Raw genomic sequence first — 25927 nt, 5'->3', positions numbered from 1 at the left:
CTTTATACGTGTTTAAATTGACCTATCTCAATTAAGTGTGGATGTTTTTTGACAACTTCTGATTTTAACTTAGCTGAAACTGCTATTAAAACAACTGTGGAAGGCCCTGCGGATTGTTGTAATTGCCGTTCATCTGGTCTATGAAATACAATACTTAATTCATTTTCACTTGCCATTAACTGACCTTCATACTTCATGCCTTTAGACCCCACCGGTAATAAGTCAGCAACACCAGTTTCTGATTTTAATTGATACAACTCAGAGTAGCTGCATAAAGAATCTAAATTAGCCACAACTTCTGGTCCTACTAACGGTTCACCTAGTTGAAACAAATAGTCATCTGCCCTAATTTCTGGTTTAATAAATCCTTCAGTAAATTGACCAGTAACCGTAATACCTAAAGAACTCATTGATGTAGTCATGTTTTCTTCTGTGCTACCGTTTAAAGGTATATCTTCTAATCCAGCTTTTTTCATTTCCCGTTTAATACCGGCAATCATTTTTTTACCTGTTGGTTCAAGCTCATTACCTATCACATCAACAATTGAAATAGGTTTAGCACCAACACAGATTAGCTCAAATAAAGGAACTCTGAGGCAACAAGCAGCTGTTACCCCAGGATCAACTTTTACTGTATCATGTTCTTTTTCACCAATACTTGCACTACTGTCACAAGCAATAGCCAGATTAACTTCAGGACTTAACTCTAAAATAGTCAAATCGCGAAATTGATTAGTTTTCATGTTTAATACCTTTATCAGCTAATACTTTGAACGTTTCTTTAAATCCCTTGATTGTTTTATCAATATCTTCATCACTGTGAGCTGTAGACATAAAGTTTGTTTCAAATTGTGATGGTGATAAATACACCCCTTGATTTAATAATTCTTTATGGAAATGACCAAAGTAAGTTTGATCACTTTCTTTTGATGTTTTAAAATCAACAACAGGATTTTCATTAAAGAAGAAGCCCCACATTGTACCGCGACATGTTGTTTGAACTGGAATATTAAATTCGTTGGCAGCTTCTTTAATTCCATCTGTCAAGCGAACGGCTTTTTTATTCATTTCATCATAATCTTTACGAGTTAGTTGTTCTAAAGTCGCAATTCCAGCAGCCATAGCTAATGGGTTACCTGATAAAGTCCCTGCTTGATAGACTGATCCAACTGGAGCAATTCCATCCATGTATTTTTTCTTACCACCAAACACAGCAGCTGGAAGTCCACCACCTACAACTTTTCCTAAGGTTGTTAAATCAGGATCAATATCATATAAGCCTTGTGCTGAATCATAATCACATCTAAACCCTGTCATTACTTCATCTAAAATAAGTAACGCACCGTATTGTTTAGTTATTTCTCTGATTCCTTTTAAAAATTCTGGTTTTGCAGGAATCATTCCCATATTACCAGCAATTGGCTCAATAATAACTGCCGCAATTTCATCTGGATAACGTTTAAATGTTTCTTCGACTGCCGCTAAATCATTATAGTCTAGACTTAATGTTGCATTAACTAACTCTTTAGGAACGCCAGGTGAATCATTTAATTCAAATGTCGCCACACCAGAGCCAGCATTCACTAAAAATGAATCACTATGTCCGTGATAACAGCCATTAAATTTAATAAATTTTTCGCGATTAGTAAAACCACGAGCTAAACGAATAGCACTCATTGTTGCTTCTGTTCCAGAGTTTACCATTCTCATAGTCTCAATAGAAGGTACTCTTTTTTTGACCCAAGTTGCTAATTCTGTTTCCAGTGGTGACGGTGCTCCGAAACTTGTGCCTTTTTGTGCAGTTTCAATCACTGCTTTCACAACATTTTCTTGCGCATGACCTAAAATCATCGGTCCCCAAGATAATACATAATCCACATATTCATTACCATCTACATCATAAATATGAGATCCCTTAGCATGGTCAATAAATAACGGTGTGCCTCCAACTGAACCAAAAGCACGTACTGGACTATTTACACCTCCTGGAAAACATGCGTTAGCTTCTTTAAATGCCTGTTCAGAATGTTTAGTCTCTCTCATCTATTTTTCAACTTCTTTCATTTTTTTAGCAATGTCTTTAGCAAAATAAGTCATAATCATATCAGCTCCAGCACGTTTCATTGAAACTAACATTTCATTAACTACACGATCTTCATCTATCCAACCATTTTGAGCTGCTGCTTTTACCATTGAGTATTCTCCACTTACGTTATAGCAAACAATTGGAGCATCTGTTTTTGTTTTTGCTTCTTTTACAACATCTAAAAAGGACATACTTGGCTTAATAATAAACATGTCAGCTCCTTCTAAAATGTCACTTTCTAATTCTCTCATAGCTTCACGTCCATTGGCTGGATCCATTTGATAAGTTTTACGGTCACCAAATTTAGGCGCACTATCAGCTGCTTCTCTAAATGGTCCATAAAAACTTGAGGCATATTTAACAGCATACGACATAATTGGAATATCAGTGTATCCAGCTTCATTCAAACCTTCACGTATGGCATAAACAAAACCATCCATCGCATTTGATGGCGCAATAATATCTGCTCCACTTTCAGCTTGGCTAACAGCAGTTTTTACTAATAATTCTAAACTCTCATCATTGTTAACATAACCATCTTCTACAACACCACAATGTCCGTGGTCTGTGTACTCACAAAGACAAGTATCAGCAATTACTAAAATATTAGGATACTTAGCTTTACTTATTCTAATAGCTTCTTGTACGATGCCATGATTATGATAAGCTTGTGTTCCTACTGCGTCTTTACAATCTGGAATACCAAATAATAAAATTGATTTAATGCCTAACTCATTTAATTCATCTAATTCAGTCGCAAAATCTTCTAGTGTATATTGAAAAATTCCAGGCATTGAACTAATTTCTTTTGTTTCACCTGATTCAATAACAAACATTGGATAAATTAAATCATCTAAGGATAAGTGGTTTTCACGAACCATATCTCTCATATATTCTGATTTTCTTAATCTTCTATGACGCATAAAGTTTTCCATTTTACTTAATCTCCTTTAATATTTCTTCATATAGGTGGCTCATATCATAAATTTTTGCTTCTTTAAAAACTGTCTCTCCTGAAGCTTCAACTGCCCTAGACGTGATTGGGCCAATTGAATAAAGTCGCCAATTACTTAAATCAACAGACATCTCATCTGTCACCTCTTTAAAATGTTGCCAAATACTTGGACTAGACAACATGACATCTTTAATACTATTCTCTTGGAGGACCAATTTCAATTCATTTTTGGCTGTTTCTTCAAAAATAGTCGTGTAAACATGTTCTTCCATTACCTCGTGATTTGAAGCCGTTAATTTCTTGTTTAAAACGGGTCTTGCTAATGCGCTATTGGGTAGAAAAACTCGCTGGCTTTTTGTCTGCTTAGCTAACCATTCATCAGCAAAACATTCTGCAACAGCGTGAGTTGGTTGAAAATCAACAGTAATGCCATTTTTATTCAAGCACTCAGTCGTCTTGTTACCAATTGAAGCAATTTGATACTTGGTTAAGTCAAAGGTCTTATCTAAATACTTCACTGTATTAACACTGGTAAAAAAGACCCAATCTATTTTTTCTTTAGGACAATCATGTTTTAATGCTATTGTCTTTATTAACGGAATTTCTTTTATCTCTAACTTATTTTCTAAAAATTTTCTTTTAATAACTTCCGGGCATGAGTGTTCCCGTGTGTAAAGGATTGTTCTTAACATAAGTTTGACACTCCTTAATCAGTCTGTCAGCACCCTTTTCTTTCAATAAATTGCCTAAATTAGTTCCAGCAATAATTGGGTCTTTATCAGAACAAGCTTCTCGAATTATCTCTGTTCCATTATAGTTTGAAATCATGCCTTCAACCTTAATGACACCCTCTTCAATTTTGGCAAATCCTCCAATAGGAAAAGTACAGCTACCATCCATGGTACGAAGAAATGCGCGTTCAGCTTCAACTGCCAGTCTGGTTTTGTCGTCATCTAGTGAAGATAATAGGTCTAATACTTCTTTGTCATTCGATCGACACTCTAAAGCCAAGGCACCTTGGCCAATTGCTGGTAAACATTCTTTTGTATTCAAAACACTAAAATACACTTCAGATTCTTTTACATCTAAGCGTTGAATTCCGGCATGAGCTAAAAGAATCGCATCATATCTTCCTTCAACTAAACGTTTAATTCTAGTGTCAATGTTACCTCTTAAAGGTAAAATCTCTAAGTCTGGTCTAACTTTTAGTAACTGTGCTTGACGTCTTAAACTACTTGTTCCAACTTTTGCACCCTTAGGAAGCGTTTCTAAAGTTTGTCCTTCTATTCGAGTGATTAAACAATCATGAGGACTTTTTCTTTTGAGTGTACAACCAATTGTTAATTCATCAGGAATAACAGTTGGCAGATCTTTTAAGCTGTGGATAGCAATATCAATTTTTTCTTCCATCAGCTGATACTCAATCTCTTTAACAAAAGCACCTTGTCCACCAATTGATGTTAGACTTTGGTCTCTTAATCTATCACCTTTTGTCACAATCTCAATTAATTCAAGTTTAATATCTGGATATTTTTCCTGAATCTCAGCCATCGCTTGTTTAGTTTGAGTAGTTGCTAATTTACTTCCTCTTGTTCCAACTCGAATACTACGCTCCACGTTCATTCTCCTCTTCTAATTCAATCCCAAAAATCCGCTTAAATAATTGAATATCATATGCTGCATTATCTTCTGTTGATATTTCTTTTATCTCTCGAATCGGTGTTCTTAATGCTTGATTAACAATGCTCTTCATATGTTTCCTAATAATTTTAACTTCTCGTTCCGAAAGGTCTGGAAGCTTACTTTGCAAACTTTTTAGAGCACTTTCTTCGGCCTCTAAAGTTGTTCTTCTTAGTTCTTTAATCGCAGGAATAATACCTAATTGTTTTTCCCATTCTTTAAATTCACTTACTGCTGTTTCCACTTCATCAGCAACTTGTAACATTAATTGTTCACGTTTTTTAGCATTTTGATTAATCCGTTCGCTAATACTATCCACGTTATACAATGTCACATGATCAACTAATTGGCAGTGAGGGTTAATATTTCTTGGTAAACCTAAATCAAAGAGTAATAGTGCTTTTTTTAAGTCAGAATCAGTTAATAATTGCTTCGTAATAAACGAGTGCTCTGTTGAAACTGCTGTTATTAATAAATCCGCTTGGTGCAAATGTTCTGATAACTCACTCAAAGGGTAACACTCTATTGGCAAAGTTGATAGAGGTAACATTTTTTGAGCATTTAAGAGCGTTCGATTAAAAATACTCACTTTTCCAATATCAAAGTTTTCCAAATTTTTAATCACTAATTGACTCATTTGCCCCGCGCCAATCACAAATAAATGCTTATTTGATAAATCCGGAAATTCTTCATTCGCAATTTGCAGTGCTGAATGACTCAAAGAAGCAGACGACTCATTAAATTTAAACGTACTATGCATTTTTTTTGAAAAATGAATCATCTCGTTAAATAATTTATTAAAAATCGTTCCTGTTGTTCCAGCTTCTTGCGCTTCAATAAAGCCTGTTTTTAACTGACCTAGTATCTGTGTTTCTCCAAGAACTGCTGAATCTAAGCCACATCCTAATCTAAAACAATGAGTTAACGCCTCATCGCCTTCTTTAAATTCTAGATAATTCCCAAGCTCATCAACATCAACTTCAAAAAAATCAGCTAAAAAATGTTTTGTGTAGTATTTTCCTGTATGTAATTGGTCCACTACTACATAAATCTCAGTACGATTACACGTACTAATTATCACATTTTCCAAAACACTTTTTGTTGCGAATAACCTTTTGTTTGCTGCTTTTATATCTTGATTAAGAAACGTTACTTTTTCTCTCAATCTTACTGGTGTATGTTTATATGTTAATCCGACATATAGAATATGCATGACGTTTGACTCCTTATTTGTTCTTTAACCACTCTTCCAATTCAACACGTGTTTGCTTGGCAATCATGGGTGACGCTCCTTCTGTTGAAATACCGATATTGACTCCCTTATATTTAATCATCGACATATTATAAAAATCTGATACCTTTTTGTTACTAACAACATTAACCATTTGAGACGAGTGAGCGTCTTTTCTTATTTGCTCATTCAATTCATTGTTGTCCGTACACGCAAAAATTAAACTTTCATTGCCTATAATGTCGCCCGTTTCATAAATCTTTTCAAGCCATTCAACAGATTCCTTACTGATTGACGAATAGAGTGTTGGGCTAATAATTTTTACTTTTGCGTCTTCTTTTAATAGACCTCTAACTTTTCTAGCAGCTATTTTTCCACCACCAATAATCAATACTTCTTTATTTTTCAGGTTCAGAGTTATTGGATACACGTTTTTCACCTCTTGAAAAGACTTTTGGACTATTCTCATAATCAATTTCGATTTCGCCAGCTTTTACGTTAATAAAGCGTGCTACCACAAAGAAATAATCAGATAGACGATTTAATGCAATTAACACTTCTGGATTCACATCTTCATTTTGATCTATCAAGTAAACAACACAACGTTCCGCTCTTCTTGCAACGGTTCGAACCATTTGTAAACAACTAGCAAATGGTGTGCCACCAGGTAATATAAATTTATTTATTTTTGGACATTCTGCCCAGTAAGTATCGATTCTTTCTTCCAACCACTTATGCTTATCCCCAGTTACTTTATAAGTTCGCATACCTTCTTTAGGTACCGCTAAGTCTCTTGAACAATCAAAAATTAACTGTTGAACCTCAATTAACTCTGGTTTTAAATCTAAGTGTGCTTCGTCTAATAAGGAAATCGCATGACCAAGTAAAGAGCATAACTCATCTGTTGTCCCGTAAGCTTCAACTCTTGGATGGTATTTCTTAACTCTTGCTCCACCAACCAATTTTGTCAATCCTTGATCACCTGTTCTAGTGTAAACTGCCATTTGAGTCCTCCTCTGACTGATTAATAATCTCATAAATTTTTTCCATATCTAAATTTTCACGTAAAATATCTGCTAATTTATCATACTGTTCTGCTTTAAATTCACTATATTCCTGTGTCACTTGATTTAGTGGTTCTAAACCTTTATCTAGTCTAACTTTATTTAAAAAGTCACGTCTAAATTCGCTACCATCAAATATACCGTGCAGATATGTACCATAGACTTTTTCATCTTCACTAACGGCGCCATCTAAACGATCGACTGGTTGATTATTTTCAGTTGTAATCCTTGAAAATGGTTGGCATCCCTCTTTAAGAATCGTCTCACCCATATGGATTTCATACCCCGTCACACTTAACTCGCCAACACTTCCTTTGACTTGGGCTGTTACTTTTGTTTCCTGCATCGTTGTTTCAACTGGTAATAATCCTAAACCTTTCACTGACCCAGTTGTAGACTCCACTTGATTAGGATCAAGTAGTGTTTCTCCTAATAATTGAAAACCACCGCAAATGCCAAAAATATACGTACCCATTTCTCGTAACTTTTGAACCTCTTTTCCAAGTCCACTTTCTTGTAAAAAGATACTATCTTCTAATGTATTTTTGCTTCCAGGAATTAGAACCACATCAGGATTGCCAATTGAATCCCCTGGAAAGACATATCTAACAGATACATCAGGCTCTAATTCTAAGCTATTAAAATCAGTAAAGTTAGACATCTTACTCAAAGAAACAACTGCAATATCTAATGGTTTACTGCTATCGTAATAGCGATTCACATTTTTTAAAGCCACGCTATCCTCATCTTCTATTTTAAAATCGCCATAAGGAACAACACCCAAAACAGGAACATTCGTTAAATTTTCAATCATTTCTAATCCAGATTCAAGTAACGCTTTATCTCCTCTAAACTTATTAATGATTACGCCCTTCACTCGTGCCCGTTCTTCTGGTTCTAGTAATTCAATCGTGCCATAAATTGAAGCAAAAACTCCCCCACGATCTATATCTGCTACTAACACAACCGGTGCATCAGCAATTTTTGCCATACCCATGTTGGCAATATCACGACTGTTCAAGTTAATTTCTGCTGGACTTCCTGCTCCTTCAAGAACAATCACATCATTTTCAGCGCCTAATTCTTGATATAACTCAGAGATTTTATGACTTAGAGTCGGTTTAAATTCATGGTATTCAACAGCATCCATATTGGCTAATACTTTTCCGTTAAAAATAACTTGAGATTTACGATCAGATGTTGGTTTTAATAATACCGGATTCATTCTGACATCAGGTTCTTTTCCTGCTGCCTCAGACTGGAACACTTGAGCTCTTCCCATTTCATGACCTGTTAATGTAATATATGAATTAAGTGCCATATTTTGTGACTTAAATGGTACACAGGACAAACCATCTTGTGAAAATATCCGACATAAACCTGCTACTAAAATACTTTTTCCAGCATCCGAAGCTGTCCCTTGAACCATAATACTTTTAACCATTTATTTATCCCCCAACTCTTGTATTTTTATAAAATGTCTCTTCATTTTCATAAAGAGGTATATCAAGTTGTTGATGCATTTTTACTAACCAAGGTTGTTCCAATTTAGCATCAAGTAACAGTTCCCGGTCTAAAAATATCTCGTCCTTTGTTCCTTCTAGAATAAGTGACCCTTGCTTAATAACATAAAAATATTCGCAAACCTCATACATTAAATCCATATCATGACTGGATAAAATAACTTTCTTATTCTCTAAAACAAGTCGTTTAATAATTTCAATCATATGTCCTCTACCAGCTGGATCAAGTCCGGCTGTTGGCTCATCTAAAAGTAACCACTCTGTTTCTAATACAATAACACTCGCAATCGCTACTCTCTTTTTTTGACCATAACTCAGATATTGAATTGGTTTATTTCTTAAATGTTGAATATCCAACAAGTCAAATGCTTTATTCATTCTCTTAACAATCTCGTCTTCAGAAACAGCTAAGTTCTTCAAGGCAAACGCCACATCATCTTCAACGATTGAATAAAACATTTGCTGTTCCGGTTCTTGAAAAACAATCCCCACTTTTTTTCTAAACTCAGTCAAACTCTTCTTTTTAAAATTCAATTCTTTTCCGTCAAAGAAAATTTTGCCCTTTGTTGGTTTTAACAAGCCAACAATTGTTTGAAAAAGCGTAGATTTTCCAGAGCCGTTTGCACCTATGATACCAACTGGTGTGTTGCTATTAAAATCCATACATATATCATTTAATACTTGATTTTTATTATCATAAGACACACAAACATTTTCAATTTTTAACATAACTAAACCTTCTTTCAATTCAGAGGAAAATCACCATTGAAAAACTTCATTTCTAAAGCAATCATCATCTTGTTATATCTAGCCATACTTTGAACAAACAAGACTCTAAATAATAAACCTAATGATTGGTAACTTGTTCTTAATGTATGATAACCAAAGCGAATACTTTGAGATTGATGAATTAAAATCATTTCATCTAATAATATAAAGATGAAGCGATACATCAACATTGTTATTTCTATCAAATAACTTGGTAAGTGACATTTTCTTAAAACAAGTAAAATCTGATTAAAAGGAACACTCATCGAATAAAAATAAGTACAGACTAAACAACCCAACGATCTAAAAAACAACTGGTACCCCATACTCAGTGATGCCGCATTCGGTCCAATATATCTTCCAAACAAGTGGACCGAAAAAATCAGCCCACTTTTGGAAGTTGATATTGTGAATATAATTGTTATGAAACTAACTAGTAAAAAAGGAAGTGGAACAAGTAACCATTTTAAATAGCGCCATACTGATAGTTGCGCTGTATAAATTGTTGCAATGCCAATCACGATTATTCCGATACCTTGAAAAAGCGGTGTCGCCATAAACATGTAAACAAGAAGCAATAAATAAAAAATAGTTTTTATCCTTGGTGAGATATCCCTTAATTTACTTTCATAAGCAATCTTATCAATCAGTAACATGTTTATTTTTACCTTTGTTAAAACCTATAACATAAGCAATAATTGCTGCTCCAATACTTCCTTGAAGTGTAAATAATAAACTTTCAATTTCTCCACTTTTTGGTTCAATCAATGGTTCAAACCATGGTTCATAATCTGGTTTTATTTCTGTAATCATCTCTTCAGCTGCACCATCAGATCCTTCAAATTCACCTTTTGGTTGAAGTAACAATGCCCCTACAACAAGTGCGACTATAGCAAGTAACATAAGAATATTAGCTTTTGTTTTACTTCCTTTTTTCATCGTAAAATTCCTCCTTGTTCTTTCAAGCTAGATGTTAATAGATTATAAATAACAACAGTTAATAAACCTTCAGCGATGCCAATTGGTACTTGAGTGAATAAGAAAACACCCATAAATTTAACAACTGCACCCATAATACCAGTACTTGGATCTGGGAAAACAATTCCCAATTGAATTGATGTCATTAAGTAAGTCGCAATATCTGCTAAGAAAGCACAAGCAAACAAACTGATTGACGTATTAACTTTCATTTTTTTACATAACATGTAAACTCCGTAACCTACAAACGGTCCAACTACTGCCATTGAGAAAGCGTTAGCGCCTAATGTTGTAATTCCACCATGAGCTAAGAATAACGCTTGGAATAACAAACAAATCGTCCCTAGCACACTAATCACTGCTGGTCCAAAAATAGCTGTTCCTAATCCAACACCAGTTGGATGAGATGTAGAGCCTGTAACTGAAGGAATCTTTAACGCAGATAAGACAAAAATAAGTGCACCACTTAACGCTAACAATACTTTATTTTGTTTGTCAGCTTCTACAATTTTTTTCATTTGCATTAAGCCATAAATAAAGAATGGGGCAAAAGCAACATACCAAAAAATACTCCAACCAACCGGTAAAAATCCTTCCATAATATGCATTGCATGTGCTTCTTGCGGCAGGATAGTGACTAATACGGCAATAAGGACAATTCCCATTGCTAACTTTTTCAATACTTTTTTCATTTTACTAATCTCCTTTATATTTTTCTTGTTTTATAGACAATGATTGTTGAAAAATATGAAATTCGCTCAGTTTCATCAAGGTTTTCTAATCCCATCATAACCGTTTCATCTTCCATTGATGCGTTACTAATTAAAACTGAAGAAGCAAGTAAGCCTTTTTCTTCTAGCAATTTTTTGATTTTTGGAAGTTCAATCGATACTTTCATAATGATGACCGTAGAAAAAGTTTCTAAAGCTGTGTTTATAACATCTTCACTTGCTGTAGCTGGAACAACTGAATAAGTTTCCTCATCCATAACAAGTGGAATTTGTAGGGCATTAGACATACTACAAAATGAAGATATTCCAGGGATTGTTTCCGTTTCAATGTGATCTGATAATCTCTCAAGTAAGTAGCTATAAGTGCTATATACCATTGGGTCACCTAATGTAATAAAACCTACATTTTTGCCAGATTGAACATCTTCTAAAATTTCTTTTGCAATATCATTCCAAGCATTTTCTTTTTCAGATAAATTGTTAACCATCGGAAAATGACGTTGCTTAATTTCTAATGATTCAGGAAGAAACGGTGCAACAATTGACAAGGCCAAACTTTTACTTTTTCTCTTTGGCTCTGGTGTATAAAGGCAATCAATCATTTCTAATGTTTTTTGTCCTTTAACAGTTAATAAATCTGAGTCTCCTGGACCTGTTCCAATTCCGTAAAATTTAGCCATCTATTCTTCCCCTTCAACTACTTTTTTAGCATGTTCTAGAAACATATTTTGAATTTTAGGGTATTCACCCATTCCTTTAAGAATTGGTTCAACTTCAAATCCTGCATTTGTTAATTGAGATTTCCAAGAATCTTCTTCATCTGAAGCCATATCATTTGTTGCATGGTCTCCAGCCACTAACATAAATGGGTGCAGATAAACTTTTTCAATATTTGCCTCTTTTAATCTCTCCACTACTGTTTCAACACCTGGATAGCTTTCAACTGCACAAATGAAAACTGGATCTTTTGATAACATGTGATCTAAACAAGCATACGCTGTAAATGCTGAATGTTGCGTTCCATGTCCCATTAAAACAACTGCTTCTTTTTCTGCTAAAGGTTGTGCCAAGTCTCGTAACCATTCAACGATTTCTTCATAATCTTCAAATTCTGTCATCAAAGGACGACCAACTTCAATAACATCAAAATCATTTTTAAAATGTTTTGCTTGATGAAGTGCTTTTGAGTATTCACTTCCATTAATCACATGTAAAGGTTGCACAAAAACTTCCTTGTAACCTTTTTCTTTTAGTTCCAACATTAATTGATTTACCGTTGGAATTTTTACGCCTTCTTGTTCTTTAATTTTTTTAATTACCACGTTTGATGTAAAAGCGCGGAATACATCACACTCTGGAAATCTTTCTATCATTCTGTTTTCAACAGCTTCAATAGTTTTTTTTCGTGTTTCCGGGTAGCTTGTTCCAAAACTCACCACGATTAATGCTTTTTTCATTACATTTCCTCCTCAATTAGTTTAGTTAAGACACTGTTAAATGTCGGTTGCTCAGATTGAATAACAGAAATACTTTCTGCTTCAAATACTTTTGCCGTAATGGCACCCATCACAATAATTTTTTTCATTTTAAGCAGTTCTTTTTGAGTGTCAGATAGATTATTCAAGAAATAGTAAGCTGCTTTAGAACTTGGTAGGAAGAAATAATCAGCTTCTTCAAGTTGTGATTCTTCAAATGGTTTATTTTCAAAAGAGAACGGTGACCATATTTTAATTGCCTTATTTTCTTTTATTAGTTGTCGAATATAACTCTGTTCTCCAATATAAAGTGTTGTCTCTATCTGCGTATTAAGTTCTTTATAATCAGAAAGAAGATCAAAACGTTCTTTAGGAAGGATTCCTAATTTTTTGACAGCCAATTCTGTATGATGTCCTATTGTGACAAAATCCACATGTTCCAATTGACGAATATCTTGACCATTCTCCATTAACTTAGATATAAAATATGTCACACTATCTGAATCCAAGAAAACTAATTTATTGATTCCTTCTAGAGACAATCTTGTTTCATTTTCTTTTTTGGTTAATTTCGATAATTCCAACACCGATGCCCCAGCATCAATTAAATGATGATACATATTTTTCTTTTCTGTATGAGGAATAACCACACGTTTTCCAAATAATGGACGCGTTTCATAAAAGTTTAAATAGTCTCTTTGTGTTACAACATCTCCCATTACAATTAAACTTGGAGAGGTCATTTGTGCTTTTTCAGCAACTTCACAGATTGTCTCCAAAGTACCTGTTACTGTCTTTTGCTCTTTGCGAGTCGCCCATCGAACAATAGCAACCGGGGTTTCTTTTGATTTGTTGTGTGCCATCAATTCGGTTGTAATTGTCTCTAACTCAGACATTCCCATTAAAAAGACCAAAGTACCTTCAGTTTTAGCTAGTACTTCCCAATCTAACTGATTATTTTCTGACTTCAAATGACCAGTAATAACGTGAAAACTAGAAGCAAAATCTCGATGTGTTATTGGAATACCCGCATAGGCAAGCCCACCAATAGCTGAAGTAATTCCAGGAATCACTTCAAAAATCAAATCATTTTCGATAATTCTTTTTCCTTCTTCACCACCACGACCAAAAACATAAGGATCTCCACTTTTTAAACGAACGACTCGTTTTCCTTCTTTTGCTTTAGCAATGATTAAGTTTTCAATTTCAGATTGAGGCACTTTATGATGTTTTGGTTTTTTACCAACATCAATTAATTCACACTTTTCAGAGCAATAATTTAGTAAATCTTGATTAATTAAGCGATCATAAAAAACAGCATCTGCTTGTTGCAGCTTTCTTACAGCTTTGACCGAAAGTAGCTCAGGTTCACCTGGACCTGCGCCAATTAAAGTAATTTGACCTTTCACATTAACTCCTCCAAGCATTTATAAAGTTCAGTTGTTTCATTAAATAATTTTGGATAGCTGATTTCCTCACGAGTAATAACAACACAAGGAATTCCTAACTCATGACATGCCTCAATTTTTTCTAAAATACCACCAGCGATGCCACTTTCTTTTGTAATCATAACTTGAGCATTATTTTTAGTAATCAACGCTTTGTTCATCTCAACAGAAAAAGGTCCTCTAATGCCTTCTATTTGATGCGCTTGAAAGCCTAATTTCTCAGTCTCAACTAAAACCTCAGCTGTCGGTAATACACGTGCGACCAAATTGTCTAGAGATAGTTCATCTCTAAAAAATTTTAATGTTTTACTTCCAGTAGTTAGGTAGACAGTCCCTGAAACATTTTCTTTTACCCATTGACACGCGTCTGCATTACTACTGACCTTCACTGCATGATCCATATCAACTCGCGGTCTTTCATAACGAATATAAGGTACCTTACTTTGTTCTGCTGCTTTAATTGCAGTTTTTGAAACAATAGAAGCAAAAGGATGTGTAGCATCTAAAATAAGATTGACCTGATGATCAAGAACAAATTGAGCCATTTGTTCTTGATCCATACGTCCTTTTGTAACTTTTGATACTTTAACTTTCGCTAATTGCTCTCCGTAATCTGACACAACAGAAAAACAAATATCATAACCCTTTTTTTCAAGCGTTGACGCGATATTCAAACTATCAGATGTGCCACCTAAAACTAAAATCATAAAGTATAACCTCTAGGTGTCAACATTCTACCATTTGACACATAAGTTTCTTTGTTACCAACAATAACAACAGTTGTCATATCAACCAGTTCTTCATCTAATTCTTTGATAGTTGTTACTATCATTTCCTCTTTAGGACGTCCAACATCTTTTGCTATCCCAACTACTGTATCTTCACTTTTATATTGTTTCATAATATCTAATGCTGTTTTTAAATGATGAGGTCTTCCTTTACTTCTTGGATTGTAAAGACAAATAACAAAATCAGCACTAGAAGCTGCATGTAATCTTTTTTCAATCATTTCCCAAGGTGTCATTAAATCACTTAAACTAATATGGCAGAAATCATTCATTAACGGGGCACCTAATCGTGCAGCTCCACCAATACTTGCAGTAATTCCTGGAATCACTCTTACTGGAATATCTATGTTTTGTTTATGCATTAATTCTAAAATCAAACCAGCCATTCCATAAACGCCTGCATCCCCACTTGAGATAACCGCCACATCTTTTCCTTCAACAGCAATATCAATTGCTTTTTGACATCTCTCAACTTCTTGACGCATGCCATTATGAACAAGTTCTTTACCTTTTACTAAATCTTTCACTAATTTCATATATGTGACATAACCTACAATGACTTCCGAGTTTAAAATTGCCTCTTTTGCTTCAAATGATAATTGTTCATGTCCACCTGGTCCTAAGCCTACTACGTATAACATCATTTCATCCCTTTCCTAATGCGAACGTCACACCGTTATGTCCATATCTTTCTGTTAAGACTTTGCCATTTGTTGCATAATCTGCAGAAGATAACGCCACATTTCCAATACCAACAACTGATTTCACAAAATCTGATTGAGGATATTTTAGTGAAGACGGTTCTAATTCTTCTTTTGTATAAGTGTCAAAAGGTACGGCCAATTCATTAGAAAAGGCGATAATCCCTTGTTCATCTTTTTTTAAGTCAATGCTTACTATTTGTTTGATACTTTGAGGATGGATATTATGAAGGTCACAAAAGATTGAAAATTCTTCTTTTATAACGTTGTAAGGAGTATCTCTTTTAGCTCCCATACCCAAAACAAACTCTTTAGGAACTACTTGGAAGCAGTTAGATGCTAGATCTAATCGTTGCTTCGTTGAAACGACAATCACTGCTTCAAAGTTAGTTACCTCTTTTGTTTCTAAAGTATTTATTAACTCCAACCCTCTTAAATCAGTCACTCTGTTTTCTTCGTCGAATAGAGCAACTTTTTTATGTGTAGCTAATAAGTAATTAACATGTTTCGTTGTTTTTTTAAAGTCTTGATACCAACCGTTCAATGATTTAGCCATCAAATCAATTGCTGTCACATTTTGAACGTCGGTTGCCGTTGTAATAACCGGTTGTGCACCTATTGTATTTGCAATGTCATTGGTTAACTCATTGCCACCACCAATGTGGCCTGATAATAAACTAATCGCAAATTTTCCTTTTTCATCCATCACAACCACAGCAGGATCATGTCTTTTATCTTGAACTAACGACGCTAGATGTCTAACAACAATTCCTGTTGCCATAACACAAATCATTGCATCATATTCTGAAAAGATAGCAGCAAAGCCTTCTTTAAATTGCTGATTCAAATAGTTTTCTTCAATAAATTCAACATTTTTTTCTAGTCCATACAAAGAAACTTCATAATCTACTAACTTTCTTTTTAGCTCTTTTCCTAAGTCGTAACTGCCTTTAGTCAAAGTTAAAATAGCCACTTTTTTAATCATTATTCTGCATCACGGAATTCATGTTGGAACTGAGCATCATATAATTTAGAGTAATAAAATTCTTCGCCTAAGAAGTCTCCTACCATAATCAATGCTGTTTTAGTGATATCAGCTTCATTTACTTTATCTGCAATGTTTTCCAATGTACCAACAACTTTTTTCTCTTCTGGCCATGTTGCTTTATACACAACAGCTGCTGGTGTTGTTGCTGGGTATCCTCCCGCAACAAGTTCTTCAACAACTTTATCTACCGATTGAACTGAAAGGAAGATAACCATTGATGTTCTATGTTGTGCGTATGAACGAATACTTTCTCTATCTGGTACTGGTGTTCTTCCTGCCATACGAGTAATAATAACGCTTTGAGAAACTTCAGGTACTGTGTATTCTGCACCTAAACTTGATGCTGCTCCAAGGAATGAACTAACTCCTGGTGTACAAGTAAATGGTAAATCTCTTTTATTCATTTCTTCAATTTGCTCTCTGATTGAGCCGTAAATTGAAAAATCTCCTGTTTGTAAGCGAACAACTTCCTTGCCTGATTTAATCCCACGCTCCATTGCGTCGATAATTTCAGTCAATGTCATAGAAGCACTATCTAAAATTTCGCATTCGTCATTACAATAAGTTAATAATTCTGGGTTAACTAATGAGCCTGCATAAATAACCATTCCTGCTTCTTGTAATAAACGATATCCTTTCAATGTAATTAAATCTGTTGCTCCTGGACCTGCGCCTACAAAATGTACTTCTACCATTTAATTTCCCTCTTTCTTTGCTTCTATAATAATAACTGGATTAAGCGGTTTAAAATAATGCCCTACTCCAAGTTTTGTCCCATTCCCCACTTGAACCTGTACAGTATCATAAGCGATATTATGATCTTCAAACCATTTAAACGCCACTGTTGCATTTTCAATTAAGATAAAGTTTAAGACCAAAGAACCACCTGGTATCAGATGATTAAAACTCCAACTTAAAATATCTTCTAAATTTCCTCCACTACCTCCGACAAAGATACTATCAAAAATATCATCCATATCAATTGGAGCCTTACCTTTTACTACTTCTAAATTTTCCACACCAAAGTGTTTCTTGTTTTCCAAGATTAAATCAACAGCTTCGTCTTTTGTTTCAATTGCTGTTACCTTAAGTTCTGGATATTCAACACACGCTTCAATTGAAATACTTCCTGTTCCGGCACCAATATCTAGAAAACGTTTAGCATGTTTCAAATTTAATTTAGCCAAACTAATCGTTCTAATCTCTTCTTTGGTCATTGGGACTTTAGATCTTACAAATAAGCTATCCTTCATCGATTAACACCACCACATTCATATTAAATTCTTCATTTGGAACAGTCGTTTCGTTAAATTCTCTAATTTGTTCATCAGGATAACTTAAGTTTTCACCAACAAATATTTTTCTTTTTAGACCACGTTTTTTTATTTCACCAGCTAATTGATATGGTCCAATTTTGCTATCAGTTACCATCGCAACTTTCGGCAATGAAAGAAGTAAATCAAAATTAGGCTCTTTTCCGTGACTACTTGTAAAGTAAGTATCATTCATTGAAAGTTTTAATTGACTAAACATATAATGCATCGAACTAATACCTGGTACAATCTCAACTTCATTTGAATCAAATTTAATCAACATCCAGTTGCCAATTCCATACAATAGAGGCTCACCAGAAGCCAGAACAACCACATTTTTTTCTTTGTTATTGTTTAAGAAGAGTTCTAATTCTTGTAATTTTTTAGGTAAAATCTTTTTTTCACCTTTAAAACTTTCAGGGATAATCTCTAACTGACGATTACTTCCAATAACAATATCTGCTTGTTTAACCTTTTCAAGCACTCGACCTAAAAGTAACGTTGTCTCTCCTGGTCCAATCCCTGTTACAGTAATCATCGCCATTCCTCCATCAATTCTTTAATCGGTTTCGTTGACGCAAGGAGTCCTGTTTTTGAAGAGAATAGTACTACTTCAGCTTTTACTTTTGGTTCTCGATATTTTAAAAGTTTTTCACTTCGAAATTTAATTTTATCTGCAATCACTTGGTAAACGGCTTCATATCCCGTCTCAGAAATAATATCACCTGCAGCTTCTGTTGTATTACACTTCGAAACTCGCTCTAAATCAGCAACAGGCATTCCCATTAAGGCTAAATTTGCAACTAAAATTTCAGCACGTGCATCTGCATCTTTACTATGTGTTGAAAAGATACCTGCTGATACTTTAACCAGCTTACCCAAATGCCCTATCATAAGAACTTCTTCAAAACCAATTCTTTGAACTTCTTTTAAGACGTAACCTACAAAATTACTCATTGAAACAATATAATCTTGATTCAATGACATTTTATTTAATGCGAAGTCTTCTCCGTAATTTCCAGGACTTAAAATAATTTTTTTAAACCCTTGTTTCTTTTTCATCTCAAGCTCAATGGAAATTGCTGCTTTCCAACTATCTTCCGACATAGGAGTCACAATTCCTGTTGTTCCTAAAATTGAGATGCCTCCGATAATTCCCAAATTACGATTCATTGTTTGTTTAGCTACTTCATAACCTTCTGGAGCAAAAATAATAACATCGGCTCCATTAGTCTCACCAATGATTTTTCTAACATTATCTTCAATCATTTTTCTTGGTTTGGGATTAATAGCTGGTTTGCCCACATCAACAAGCAGACCTTCTTGTGTCACTCGTCCTACCCCTTCGCCACCTTCTATGGTGATGCAGTTGTCCTCTCTAAGTGTTACTTTTGAATAGATCAACATACCATGCGTAGCATCAGCATCATCTCCGCCGTCTTTTTTAACAGCTACTATTGCCGTTTTAGCATCCACTCGCTCAATAGTTTCGATTGGTATTCTAATTTCTCTATCAACAGGAGACACAACACAAACTTCCTCGCACTCCTCTTCTGTTAACAATAAATGAGCAGCCGCTACTGATGCAGCAGTGGCACAAGAACCTGTCGTATAACCTTTTCTCATTTTTTTGCCGTTAACATATACAAACTCTTCCATTTTTATTCCACATCCAATTGATAAATAATGGCATTAATAATTGCAGCTGCAACGTTACTACCACCTTTTCTTCCTCGGGCAACGATTGCTGGTATCTCGCTTTCAAATAATTCTTCTTTTGATTCGGCTGCTCCAACAAAGCCAACAGGAGCGCCAACTACGGCTTTAACATTTAATTCTTTTGCATGAACCATTTCTAATATTTTATAAATTGCTGTTGGCGCATTCCCAATAACAAATATTTTATCTCCTTCTAAAGTTGCCGCATGTTCAATAGCTGCCATTGAACGAGTTATTTGTTTTTCTTTCGCAATTTTTACTATTTCTGGATCTGAAATAAAACATTTATATGAAATGCCAATTTTATCCAATACTCGTTTATTAATACCACTTAAAGCCATGGTTGTATCCGTATAAATTGTTCCTCCACCTTTTTGGAAAAACTCTTTCATTTCTTCAATTACGTTATGAGTGAATTGTAGATTTTCTAAATAATCAAAATCAGCACTAGTATGAATCGCTCTTTTAATAATCATTTCTTCCATTTTATTGTTAAATTGATAATCTGGATTGATTTCATCAATTGTATCTTGGATAATAACAAAGCTTTCTACTTCAATTCCTTTTGGATCTTTCATGTAATTCATCATACGTATCACTTTCCTTTTTCAAAATTTTAAAAGCCTTTAATAATATATGAAATAACTGAAAACAAGACCATACCAATACTTGCTGAACAGTATAAAAGTAAATTCATTTTTAAAATATCAAAACGATCTACTTCTTTTAACGATTCACCAATTGTTGGTTTGTAAATCTCAACCCCATGATAAACATGGCTTCCTCCCAGTTGGATTCCCAATGCACCTGAAGCTGGAGCTTCTAAATACCCACCATTTGGACTTTTATGGTTTTTACGGTCACGCCAACCTACAACAAATGTTTCTTTCGGATTCATGTTAAGTAAAATACTACTCAATCCTAAAAGTAAAAAACTAATTCTTGCAGGGATAAGATTCCATAAATCATCCATTTTTGCTGATACATAACCAATTTCTCTATATTCAGGCGTTAAATAACCCACCATTGAATCTAAGGTATTAATGGCTTTATATGCCATTGCTAATACTGGACCTCCAATGAATAAACAAAGCATAGGAGCAATTACTCCATCTGACGTATTTTCTGCTATTGTTTCAATCGTTGCTTTGGCAATTTCTTCTTCTGTTAGCTGGCTTGTATCACGACCAACAATCATAGCTACTTGCTTTCTAGCATCTTCAATCGTTCCATTTTTAAGAGTGTCTGCTATTTTTTTTCCTTCTTTTGCCAAGCTTTTAGTTGCCAAAGTTGTATATGATAAATAGATGAACACTAAATGACCTAAATAAATATTAAAGCTATAAGCAACTTTTAATAGTAACCATGTTACTCCAGAAGCTAAGAATACAGTGCTTATCCATAGCACACCACCCATTAAATATTTCTGTTTAGTAGATAATTTATTAGTTAACATATTTTTCTTAAAAAAACTAATATAGTTACCTATCACTTTAATTGGATGAGGCCAGTGATATGGATCTCCTAATATCAAGTCTAAAACAAAAGCAATAGCGATTAATAAAACTGTCATTCGACATCACCATTAGTAGTCATTTGTGTTAGTAATTGAGTAACAAAGGTTTCACTTTGGAAGAAGTGAAGATGTAGGTAACTGGCAAAGACACGTTTTTTTTGATATCCACCTTCCCAGCTTGATACTATTTCTCCATCTCTATTTTTCTCCATTGTCATGACGGTAGATTCATTGGTTTCAAAAATTGAATGATGAAATTCGTGACCATAAATTTTGTCTCCTTTTTCACCTAGTAACGTATCTTCATTGAGAATACCGTAGCAATAACCAAAGCGTTTCAATCTTGAAGTCATTTGACTTTGACCTTCAAAAATACCAACCATTGGATAGTAACTATCTTCTATCTGAAGGGAAGTTCCCAAATACATTAGCCCACCACACTCTGCTAAAATAATTTTATTCTCTTCAAAAGCTTTATAAACAGACTTTCTCATACTTTCATTTTCAGACAACTCTTTGGCAAACTCTTCAGGATATCCTCCACCAAAGTAATAAGCATCTGCCTCAGGTAATTTTTCATCTTTCATTGGACTGAAATAAACAATTTCAACACCACTATCTTCTAATAACTCCAAATTATCTGGGTAATAAAAATGAAAAGCAGGATCATGTGCAATGCCTAATGTTATTTTTTTGAATTGTTTAGCTAAATTAAATGGATGTTTTGGTTTCTTAATTTCCACTTCTTCCATATCGTAAAGCAACTGATCAATATCCACTGTTTTTTCAATACTATCAGCAATTAAACCTATTATTTCTAACACGTCATCAATTTCGTTTTCTGGAACCAATCCAAGTTGTCGTGACGGTAAAGCAAAAGCTGGATTTTTAGCTATATACCCATACACTTTTGTTTTTGTATATTTTTCAATGGCTCCTTTAACTAGAAAATAATGATTTTCTGAGGCTATGTTGTTAATAACAACTCCCATAATATTTAGGTTCTCATCAAATTCTTCAAAGCCTTTTACCACAGCTGCAATTGAGGTTGATGCTGATTTTCCGTTGACTACTAAAATAACAGGGCAGTTTAATTCTTTAGCCACAGCTGAACTTGAACAGCAATCTTTATCAATACCAAATCCATCAAATAACCCCATAACACCTTCGATAACAGCTACATCGGACTGATAGGCAGCATGTTCAAACAGATAGTTGAGAGTCTCATTTTTGCGAACTAAAAAATTATCTAAATTTCGTGAGGGATTTTTGGTTATCCTACTATGATACCTTGTATCCACATAATCAGGACCCACTTTAAAAGGTTGAACATCTAAATTTTTCCGTCTTAGTATTTCTAAAAGACCTAAAGTAAATGTTGTTTTACCTGAACCGCTAGAAGCTGCTCCAATTAAAATTTTCTTCATTTTAACTATCCTTTCTGTTCTTTTAGTCCCTCAAAACAAGACCGATAAACATTTATATTATTATAAATTGCTGTTATTTTTTCTTTTTCTAACTCGTTAATTATTTGATTTTTTTCCGTTAAATCTCTTAGTAAAATACCAATCACTGTACCACTATGGGCGACATTTATCCCCAATACTGATTGATAGTTCGATTGTATGCTAACCACTTCTTTAAAAAATGGTTTAGGTAAGATCACTTGATTTAAAATAGCACTCTTGGTTGCTGCCTCACCTAATTTATCTAAACTTTTTTCCTTCACTGCTGTTAAATAAAGCGCGTGAACTCTACTAAAAGATTTAGCTTGTTGCTTAAATAACTTGTCATTTTTTTGTGTATGAAAAGCTGCTGTTTTTATGAGCGTTTCAGGTTCCAAAACTAACACATAAAATTCTGGCCGCCAATTTGTTTCTTCTACAAAATCACCGGACTTAGAAGCAAATAAAGTCATTGAATCAAACATTACACTATCAGTTGATTCAATTTGCGTACAAATTTTAGCAATATCCTTAAATTGCAAAGGCTTCTTATAAGCTAAACTTGTAGCTAAACTTGCAGCTGCAATATCTGCTGTACTACTCGCCATGCCTTTTGCAACTGGTAAGTTCGATCTAATATCTAAATCTAGCTCTAGCTGATTTTCCTCTGTTATACCTAGGTATTTTTCCGTTAAGTTTAAGGCATCTTTTGCTTTATCTCCTGCCTGCTGATTAGTCAGTGTCTCCCTTTTTATAGTTGCATAAGAGTACGATTCAATACCACAACTGACTAATTTAAGTTCATTATCAATGTAGCCTTGTATTAACTCTCCACAACTTCCAGGGCAACTAACAACAATCTTATCCATGAAAATACTCCTCAAATGCCTCTAACAGTTGCTGATTTTCCTCACGGGTTCTAACAGCTACTCGGTAATAATTACCATTTAATCCTTTATAATTGGAACAATCTCTAATTAAGATATTTCTTTTTAATAATTCTTTTTGTAGATTAACGTTTTGTTTAAATTCGAAAAAGATAAAATTAGTTGTACTTTTAACAAATTGAATCTCTTTAAACTCCGATAAGCCTTTTTCTAAGAATCCTCTTTCTTGGTTAACAAAAAGAAGTGTTTTTATTAAGTACTCTCTATCCTTCAAAGATTCTCGGCCAGCTAAGTCAGCAAAACAATTTATTCTCCATGGAACTGCTCTTTTTTCTAACTTTTCCAGCACCTCTTTATTGTCAGTTAGTAAGTAGCCTAATCTTAATCCCGGTATAGCAAAAATTTTAGTTAACGAGCGAAGGATAAACAACTCAGAATAGTTTTTCAATTCAGAACTCAAAGACTGCTCTTCTGAAACAAAATCCATAAAGGCCTCGTCAACAATCAACTTAATCTTATTTACCTTGCAATAGTCCACTAATTTAATCATATCAGCCTTCTCAATTAATGTTCCTGTTGGATTATTAGGATTACACAGGCAAATAGCATCCACAGTTTCTACTTCTATTGCCTTCATTAACTCAGTGATATCAACTTTGAAATTATTATCAATTGTTTTGAAATAGAAAAAACTTGTATTATTATGAGCAAATGCATCTTCGTATTCAGAAAAAGTAGGAGCAAGTAATAGTAGTTTTTTTACTGACAATACATCTGCTAAAGAGTAGATAACTTCTGCTGCACCATTTCCTAGAAAAATAGTATTCTCTTTTAAATGATGATAATTAGCTATTTCCGTTTTTAATTCTTTATATCTTAAATCAGGATAATGTAATATTTGATCAATTCCCGTATGAAAGCTCTCTAGTAATTTTTTAGACAGTCCCAACGGGTTTATGTTCGCACTGAAATCAATAATTTCTGTGTCAGACACTTCATACATTTCTGATATTTCTTTAATGTTTCCTCCGTGAAGTCCTATCATTTTAATTCCCCTTAACATCTTTTTGAATAGTAGTAAAATTTTTGATTTTTGAAGGTAAACAAGCATAAACTACTTCCGTTAATAACAGATTTGTTAACGTTGCAATAGTCAATGGAATAAATAAAATAAAAATAACGTCTCCTAAAATCGGGTAGAGAATAGCTAAATCAAGTGGGACATTAATTAAATATGCAACAATGATTGAAACTACTTTAGATAGTATTGGTCTATGTGCCCATTTTTTTCTAATGAAACCGTATACAAACATGCATAGCATCATTAGTGTAGCAATGATCAAATGAATCGGTAATGTACTTGGAAATCCTGCAAGCATAGCTGAAAACATGTGCCCAAAAAAAGCAACGATCATCCCTAGAGTTGGTCCTAAAATAATAGTTGATAAAAATGCTGGAAATGAATCGAGCGCAATTGAACCAAGTAACTTTATACTTCCTCCTAAAATGCTTAAGGCAATCATTAATGCCACAATAGTTATCGTTCTTGTTTTCTTTGTCATTTTTCTCCTCCTTTAAAAATAAAAAAAACACAAATCATCTTTCAATCAAAAGGATGTTTTGTGTTTTAGTATTATTAAATCAGCAAGAATAGATGCTTATTGTTAAACTAGCTGATACTAAAAAAACAATTTCCCGATAGAATTATTTTTTTATTTCAGCTTGGATATCCTGACTTAGCCTCGTCCAATACTTTTTACCTTCCCAAACAATAAATTGTTAGTGGTTAAATCAAAAAGATTGTCAGCATTACAGTAGAATGGGTCTGTAGAGGATTTTCACCTCATTCCCCAATGCTAAAATTAATCTATTAAATTGTGATTGAGTCTGTTTGCTACAAGCTTAATACTATAACAAATTCTCTCTCATTACAATAATAAATGTGAACTTTGTGAAAGTTTGCTCTTTCACTTGAAAAGATTAATAACTTTCAACTCTAATCTAATTTTTTAATCATAATAAATTCACCAATTGTTGGCATATAAGCTGATTCAACTTTGCCGATTGCATTATACCCCATACTTTCATATAAGCTTTTTGCTCTCGTATTGAAATCACCAACCATAAGGGTAATTTTATTTTTATTTAAAGTTCGACCAATTGCTTCATAAATCTTCAAAAGAAATGTACCTAGACCTTGACCTTGATAATTTTTTTTCACACCAATCAATGCTAGATAAGGGTATTCATGAAAGAAACCACTTTCCTCAATCCACATAATCGCAGCCACTTCACCAGTATCAGTAATAGCTCCCCAAAGCTCATTTTTCCTGATTCCTGTTTTCACCCAGTCTAAAACTTGACCGTTGTATCTATCATTAAAATCATCACCCTTAAAAACAGCAAGACACTCATCTAAGTAAGTAATTGGTAATTTTTTCACTTCTGAAATCATTTGACCCTCACCTTTATACTCGATTATTGCTTACTCGCAATTGCTATACCGATTGGTGTTACAAATTGTGGATAATCTGGACGATCTACTTTTTTACCTAAATATTTAGAAAATAC

The 25927-nt window shown here is 34.0% G+C and carries 30 protein-coding genes and 1 riboswitch; all 30 genes read right to left on the bottom strand.

The window, feature by feature from the left end:
* Nucleotides 1-2: 2 nt before the first annotated feature.
* The 30 genes from RR554_RS00370 to RR554_RS00225 all read right to left on the bottom strand — a co-directional run bounded on the left by RR554_RS00370 (nt 3) and on the right by RR554_RS00225 (nt 25811).
* Nucleotides 3-743, bottom strand: a complete 741-nt coding sequence (locus RR554_RS00370; protein ID WP_332462166.1) for an AIR synthase related protein — start codon at nt 741-743, stop codon at nt 3-5.
* Nucleotides 733-2043 carry a glutamate-1-semialdehyde 2,1-aminomutase gene (gene hemL / locus RR554_RS00365; protein WP_332462167.1) on the bottom strand — a complete coding sequence of 437 codons (1311 nt, stop codon included), beginning with the start codon at nt 2041-2043 and terminating at the stop codon, nt 733-735. Before hemL ends, RR554_RS00370 begins: the two co-directional genes overlap by 11 nt.
* A complete protein-coding gene (hemB, locus tag RR554_RS00360; RefSeq protein ID WP_332467201.1) occupies nt 2044-3021 on the bottom strand; it encodes a porphobilinogen synthase in 978 nt (325 codons plus the stop codon).
* A gap of 1 nt (nt 3022) precedes the next feature.
* Nucleotides 3023-3733: a uroporphyrinogen-III synthase gene (locus RR554_RS00355; protein WP_332467200.1), complete on the bottom strand. Its 711-nt coding sequence runs from the start codon at nt 3731-3733 to the stop codon at nt 3023-3025.
* On the bottom strand, nt 3681-4658 hold the full coding sequence (gene hemC, locus RR554_RS00350) for a hydroxymethylbilane synthase (RefSeq protein ID WP_332462170.1): 978 nt from the start codon (nt 4656-4658) through the stop codon (nt 3681-3683). The genes RR554_RS00355 and hemC overlap by 53 nt, the downstream gene beginning before the upstream one ends.
* Entirely contained in the window at nt 4648-5934 is a 1287-nt protein-coding gene (gene hemA / locus RR554_RS00345) for a glutamyl-tRNA reductase (RefSeq protein ID WP_332462171.1), read from the bottom strand. The genes hemC and hemA overlap by 11 nt, the downstream gene beginning before the upstream one ends.
* A 13-nt stretch (nt 5935-5947) precedes the next feature.
* On the bottom strand, nt 5948-6382 hold the full coding sequence (locus RR554_RS00340) for a precorrin-2 dehydrogenase/sirohydrochlorin ferrochelatase family protein (protein WP_332467199.1): 435 nt from the start codon (nt 6380-6382) through the stop codon (nt 5948-5950).
* Nucleotides 6351-6956, bottom strand: a complete 606-nt coding sequence (locus RR554_RS00335) for a cob(I)yrinic acid a,c-diamide adenosyltransferase (protein WP_332467198.1) — start codon at nt 6954-6956, stop codon at nt 6351-6353. The genes RR554_RS00340 and RR554_RS00335 overlap by 32 nt, the downstream gene beginning before the upstream one ends.
* On the bottom strand, nt 6940-8460 hold the full coding sequence (locus RR554_RS00330) for a cobyric acid synthase (protein WP_332467197.1): 1521 nt from the start codon (nt 8458-8460) through the stop codon (nt 6940-6942). Before RR554_RS00330 ends, RR554_RS00335 begins: the two co-directional genes overlap by 17 nt.
* 4 nt (nt 8461-8464) lie before the next feature.
* On the bottom strand, nt 8465-9268 hold the full coding sequence (locus RR554_RS00325; RefSeq protein ID WP_332467196.1) for an energy-coupling factor ABC transporter ATP-binding protein: 804 nt from the start codon (nt 9266-9268) through the stop codon (nt 8465-8467).
* A 14-nt stretch (nt 9269-9282) separates the two neighbouring features.
* Nucleotides 9283-9963 carry a cobalt ECF transporter T component CbiQ gene (cbiQ, locus tag RR554_RS00320; RefSeq protein ID WP_332467195.1) on the bottom strand — a complete coding sequence of 227 codons (681 nt, stop codon included), beginning with the start codon at nt 9961-9963 and terminating at the stop codon, nt 9283-9285.
* Nucleotides 9950-10246 (bottom strand): energy-coupling factor ABC transporter substrate-binding protein, encoded by a 297-nt coding sequence (locus tag RR554_RS00315; RefSeq protein ID WP_332462177.1) that lies wholly within the window; start codon nt 10244-10246, stop codon nt 9950-9952. Before RR554_RS00315 ends, cbiQ begins: the two co-directional genes overlap by 14 nt.
* Nucleotides 10243-10977: an energy-coupling factor ABC transporter permease gene (locus tag RR554_RS00310; protein WP_332462178.1), complete on the bottom strand. Its 735-nt coding sequence runs from the start codon at nt 10975-10977 to the stop codon at nt 10243-10245. The genes RR554_RS00315 and RR554_RS00310 overlap by 4 nt, the downstream gene beginning before the upstream one ends.
* A gap of 14 nt (nt 10978-10991) precedes the next feature.
* A complete protein-coding gene (locus tag RR554_RS00305; RefSeq protein ID WP_332462179.1) occupies nt 10992-11696 on the bottom strand; it encodes a cobalt-factor II C(20)-methyltransferase in 705 nt (234 codons plus the stop codon).
* On the bottom strand, nt 11697-12473 hold the full coding sequence (locus RR554_RS00300) for a sirohydrochlorin cobaltochelatase (protein WP_332462180.1): 777 nt from the start codon (nt 12471-12473) through the stop codon (nt 11697-11699).
* Complete coding sequence (cobA, locus tag RR554_RS00295; protein ID WP_332462181.1) at nt 12473-13900, bottom strand: uroporphyrinogen-III C-methyltransferase; 1428 nt, start codon at nt 13898-13900, stop codon at nt 12473-12475. The genes RR554_RS00300 and cobA overlap by 1 nt, the downstream gene beginning before the upstream one ends.
* Entirely contained in the window at nt 13897-14646 is a 750-nt protein-coding gene (gene cobK / locus RR554_RS00290; protein ID WP_332462182.1) for a precorrin-6A reductase, read from the bottom strand. The genes cobA and cobK overlap by 4 nt, the downstream gene beginning before the upstream one ends.
* Nucleotides 14643-15368: a precorrin-3B C(17)-methyltransferase gene (cobJ, locus tag RR554_RS00285; RefSeq protein ID WP_332462239.1), complete on the bottom strand. Its 726-nt coding sequence runs from the start codon at nt 15366-15368 to the stop codon at nt 14643-14645. The genes cobK and cobJ overlap by 4 nt, the downstream gene beginning before the upstream one ends.
* A gap of 4 nt (nt 15369-15372) precedes the next feature.
* Complete coding sequence (locus RR554_RS00280; RefSeq protein WP_332467194.1) at nt 15373-16413, bottom strand: cobalt-precorrin 5A hydrolase; 1041 nt, start codon at nt 16411-16413, stop codon at nt 15373-15375.
* Nucleotides 16413-17171, bottom strand: a complete 759-nt coding sequence (locus RR554_RS00275; protein ID WP_332462184.1) for a cobalt-precorrin-4 methyltransferase — start codon at nt 17169-17171, stop codon at nt 16413-16415. The genes RR554_RS00280 and RR554_RS00275 overlap by 1 nt, the downstream gene beginning before the upstream one ends.
* Nucleotides 17172-17729: a decarboxylating cobalt-precorrin-6B (C(15))-methyltransferase gene (locus RR554_RS00270; protein ID WP_332467193.1), complete on the bottom strand. Its 558-nt coding sequence runs from the start codon at nt 17727-17729 to the stop codon at nt 17172-17174.
* Nucleotides 17719-18327 carry a cobalt-precorrin-7 (C(5))-methyltransferase gene (locus RR554_RS00265; RefSeq protein ID WP_332467192.1) on the bottom strand — a complete coding sequence of 203 codons (609 nt, stop codon included), beginning with the start codon at nt 18325-18327 and terminating at the stop codon, nt 17719-17721. Before RR554_RS00265 ends, RR554_RS00270 begins: the two co-directional genes overlap by 11 nt.
* Nucleotides 18324-19448 (bottom strand): cobalt-precorrin-5B (C(1))-methyltransferase CbiD, encoded by a 1125-nt coding sequence (gene cbiD / locus RR554_RS00260; protein ID WP_332467191.1) that lies wholly within the window; start codon nt 19446-19448, stop codon nt 18324-18326. Before cbiD ends, RR554_RS00265 begins: the two co-directional genes overlap by 4 nt.
* A 2-nt stretch (nt 19449-19450) precedes the next feature.
* Complete coding sequence (locus RR554_RS00255; protein WP_332462240.1) at nt 19451-20095, bottom strand: cobalt-precorrin-8 methylmutase; 645 nt, start codon at nt 20093-20095, stop codon at nt 19451-19453.
* 29 nt (nt 20096-20124) lie between these two features.
* Nucleotides 20125-21081 carry an adenosylcobinamide-phosphate synthase CbiB gene (gene cbiB / locus RR554_RS00250; protein WP_332467190.1) on the bottom strand — a complete coding sequence of 319 codons (957 nt, stop codon included), beginning with the start codon at nt 21079-21081 and terminating at the stop codon, nt 20125-20127.
* A complete protein-coding gene (locus RR554_RS00245) occupies nt 21078-22451 on the bottom strand; it encodes a cobyrinate a,c-diamide synthase (protein WP_332467189.1) in 1374 nt (457 codons plus the stop codon). The genes cbiB and RR554_RS00245 overlap by 4 nt, the downstream gene beginning before the upstream one ends.
* 5 nt (nt 22452-22456) lie before the next feature.
* Nucleotides 22457-23338: a GHMP family kinase ATP-binding protein gene (locus tag RR554_RS00240; protein WP_332467188.1), complete on the bottom strand. Its 882-nt coding sequence runs from the start codon at nt 23336-23338 to the stop codon at nt 22457-22459.
* Nucleotides 23331-24401 carry a threonine-phosphate decarboxylase CobD gene (gene cobD, locus RR554_RS00235; RefSeq protein WP_332462191.1) on the bottom strand — a complete coding sequence of 357 codons (1071 nt, stop codon included), beginning with the start codon at nt 24399-24401 and terminating at the stop codon, nt 23331-23333. The genes RR554_RS00240 and cobD overlap by 8 nt, the downstream gene beginning before the upstream one ends.
* A 1-nt stretch (nt 24402) precedes the next feature.
* A complete protein-coding gene (locus tag RR554_RS00230; RefSeq protein WP_332462192.1) occupies nt 24403-24918 on the bottom strand; it encodes an ECF transporter S component in 516 nt (171 codons plus the stop codon).
* A 140-nt stretch (nt 24919-25058) separates the two neighbouring features.
* A riboswitch (cobalamin riboswitch) is annotated at nt 25059-25232 on the bottom strand.
* Nucleotides 25233-25352: 120 nt separating this feature from the next.
* The gene (locus tag RR554_RS00225) at nt 25353-25811 is read right to left on the bottom strand and encodes a GNAT family N-acetyltransferase (protein ID WP_332462193.1); all 459 of its coding nucleotides are present in this window, start codon (nt 25809-25811) and stop codon (nt 25353-25355) included.
* Nucleotides 25812-25927: the final 116 nt, after the last annotated feature.

The organism is Vagococcus sp., from assembly GCF_036639995.1.
Taxonomy (GTDB): domain Bacteria; phylum Bacillota; class Bacilli; order Lactobacillales; family Vagococcaceae; genus Vagococcus.
This window is presented reverse-complemented; position numbering and strand designations above follow the sequence as displayed.

Excerpts from the sequence above, each read along its gene's own strand:
- RR554_RS00255 (WP_332462240.1), bottom strand. The coding sequence starts at position 20,095 with ATGAATTACATGAAAGATCCAAAAGGAATTGAAGTAGAAAGCTTTGTT.
- RR554_RS00335 (WP_332467198.1), bottom strand. The coding sequence starts at position 6,956 with ATGGCAGTTTACACTAGAACAGGTGATCAAGGATTGACAAAATTGGTT.
- cobK (WP_332462182.1), bottom strand. The coding sequence starts at position 14,646 with ATGATTTTAGTTTTAGGTGGCACATCTGATAGTTTGAATATCGCGTCA.
- RR554_RS00240 (WP_332467188.1), bottom strand. The coding sequence starts at position 23,338 with ATGGATAAGATTGTTGTTAGTTGCCCTGGAAGTTGTGGAGAGTTAATA.
- hemB (WP_332467201.1), bottom strand. The coding sequence starts at position 3,021 with ATGGAAAACTTTATGCGTCATAGAAGATTAAGAAAATCAGAATATATG.
- RR554_RS00310 (WP_332462178.1), bottom strand. The coding sequence starts at position 10,977 with ATGAAAAAAGTATTGAAAAAGTTAGCAATGGGAATTGTCCTTATTGCC.
- RR554_RS00230 (WP_332462192.1), bottom strand. The coding sequence starts at position 24,918 with ATGACAAAGAAAACAAGAACGATAACTATTGTGGCATTAATGATTGCC.
- RR554_RS00225 (WP_332462193.1), bottom strand. The coding sequence starts at position 25,811 with ATGATTTCAGAAGTGAAAAAATTACCAATTACTTACTTAGATGAGTGT.
- hemL (WP_332462167.1), bottom strand. The coding sequence starts at position 2,043 with ATGAGAGAGACTAAACATTCTGAACAGGCATTTAAAGAAGCTAACGCA.
- RR554_RS00300 (WP_332462180.1), bottom strand. The coding sequence starts at position 12,473 with ATGAAAAAAGCATTAATCGTGGTGAGTTTTGGAACAAGCTACCCGGAA.
- RR554_RS00355 (WP_332467200.1), bottom strand. The coding sequence starts at position 3,733 with ATGTTAAGAACAATCCTTTACACACGGGAACACTCATGCCCGGAAGTT.
- RR554_RS00325 (WP_332467196.1), bottom strand. The coding sequence starts at position 9,268 with ATGTTAAAAATTGAAAATGTTTGTGTGTCTTATGATAATAAAAATCAA.
- RR554_RS00330 (WP_332467197.1), bottom strand. The coding sequence starts at position 8,460 with ATGGTTAAAAGTATTATGGTTCAAGGGACAGCTTCGGATGCTGGAAAA.
- RR554_RS00315 (WP_332462177.1), bottom strand. The coding sequence starts at position 10,246 with ATGAAAAAAGGAAGTAAAACAAAAGCTAATATTCTTATGTTACTTGCT.
- cbiB (WP_332467190.1), bottom strand. The coding sequence starts at position 21,081 with ATGACAGTTTTATTAATCGCTATTGCTTTTGTTTTAGACTTGATATTA.
- hemA (WP_332462171.1), bottom strand. The coding sequence starts at position 5,934 with ATGCATATTCTATATGTCGGATTAACATATAAACATACACCAGTAAGA.
- cbiQ (WP_332467195.1), bottom strand. The coding sequence starts at position 9,963 with ATGTTACTGATTGATAAGATTGCTTATGAAAGTAAATTAAGGGATATC.
- RR554_RS00270 (WP_332467193.1), bottom strand. The coding sequence starts at position 17,729 with ATGAAGGATAGCTTATTTGTAAGATCTAAAGTCCCAATGACCAAAGAA.
- cobJ (WP_332462239.1), bottom strand. The coding sequence starts at position 15,368 with ATGTTATACGTAGTAGGCTTAGGACCAGGTGGACATGAACAATTATCA.
- RR554_RS00265 (WP_332467192.1), bottom strand. The coding sequence starts at position 18,327 with ATGATTACTGTAACAGGGATTGGACCAGGAGAGACAACGTTACTTTTA.
- RR554_RS00280 (WP_332467194.1), bottom strand. The coding sequence starts at position 16,413 with ATGATTAAAAAAGTGGCTATTTTAACTTTGACTAAAGGCAGTTACGAC.
- cobD (WP_332462191.1), bottom strand. The coding sequence starts at position 24,401 with ATGATAGGACTTCACGGAGGAAACATTAAAGAAATATCAGAAATGTAT.
- RR554_RS00370 (WP_332462166.1), bottom strand. The coding sequence starts at position 743 with ATGAAAACTAATCAATTTCGCGATTTGACTATTTTAGAGTTAAGTCCT.
- cbiD (WP_332467191.1), bottom strand. The coding sequence starts at position 19,448 with ATGGAAGAGTTTGTATATGTTAACGGCAAAAAAATGAGAAAAGGTTAT.
- RR554_RS00305 (WP_332462179.1), bottom strand. The coding sequence starts at position 11,696 with ATGGCTAAATTTTACGGAATTGGAACAGGTCCAGGAGACTCAGATTTA.
- RR554_RS00275 (WP_332462184.1), bottom strand. The coding sequence starts at position 17,171 with ATGGTAGAAGTACATTTTGTAGGCGCAGGTCCAGGAGCAACAGATTTA.
- RR554_RS00245 (WP_332467189.1), bottom strand. The coding sequence starts at position 22,451 with ATGAAGAAAATTTTAATTGGAGCAGCTTCTAGCGGTTCAGGTAAAACA.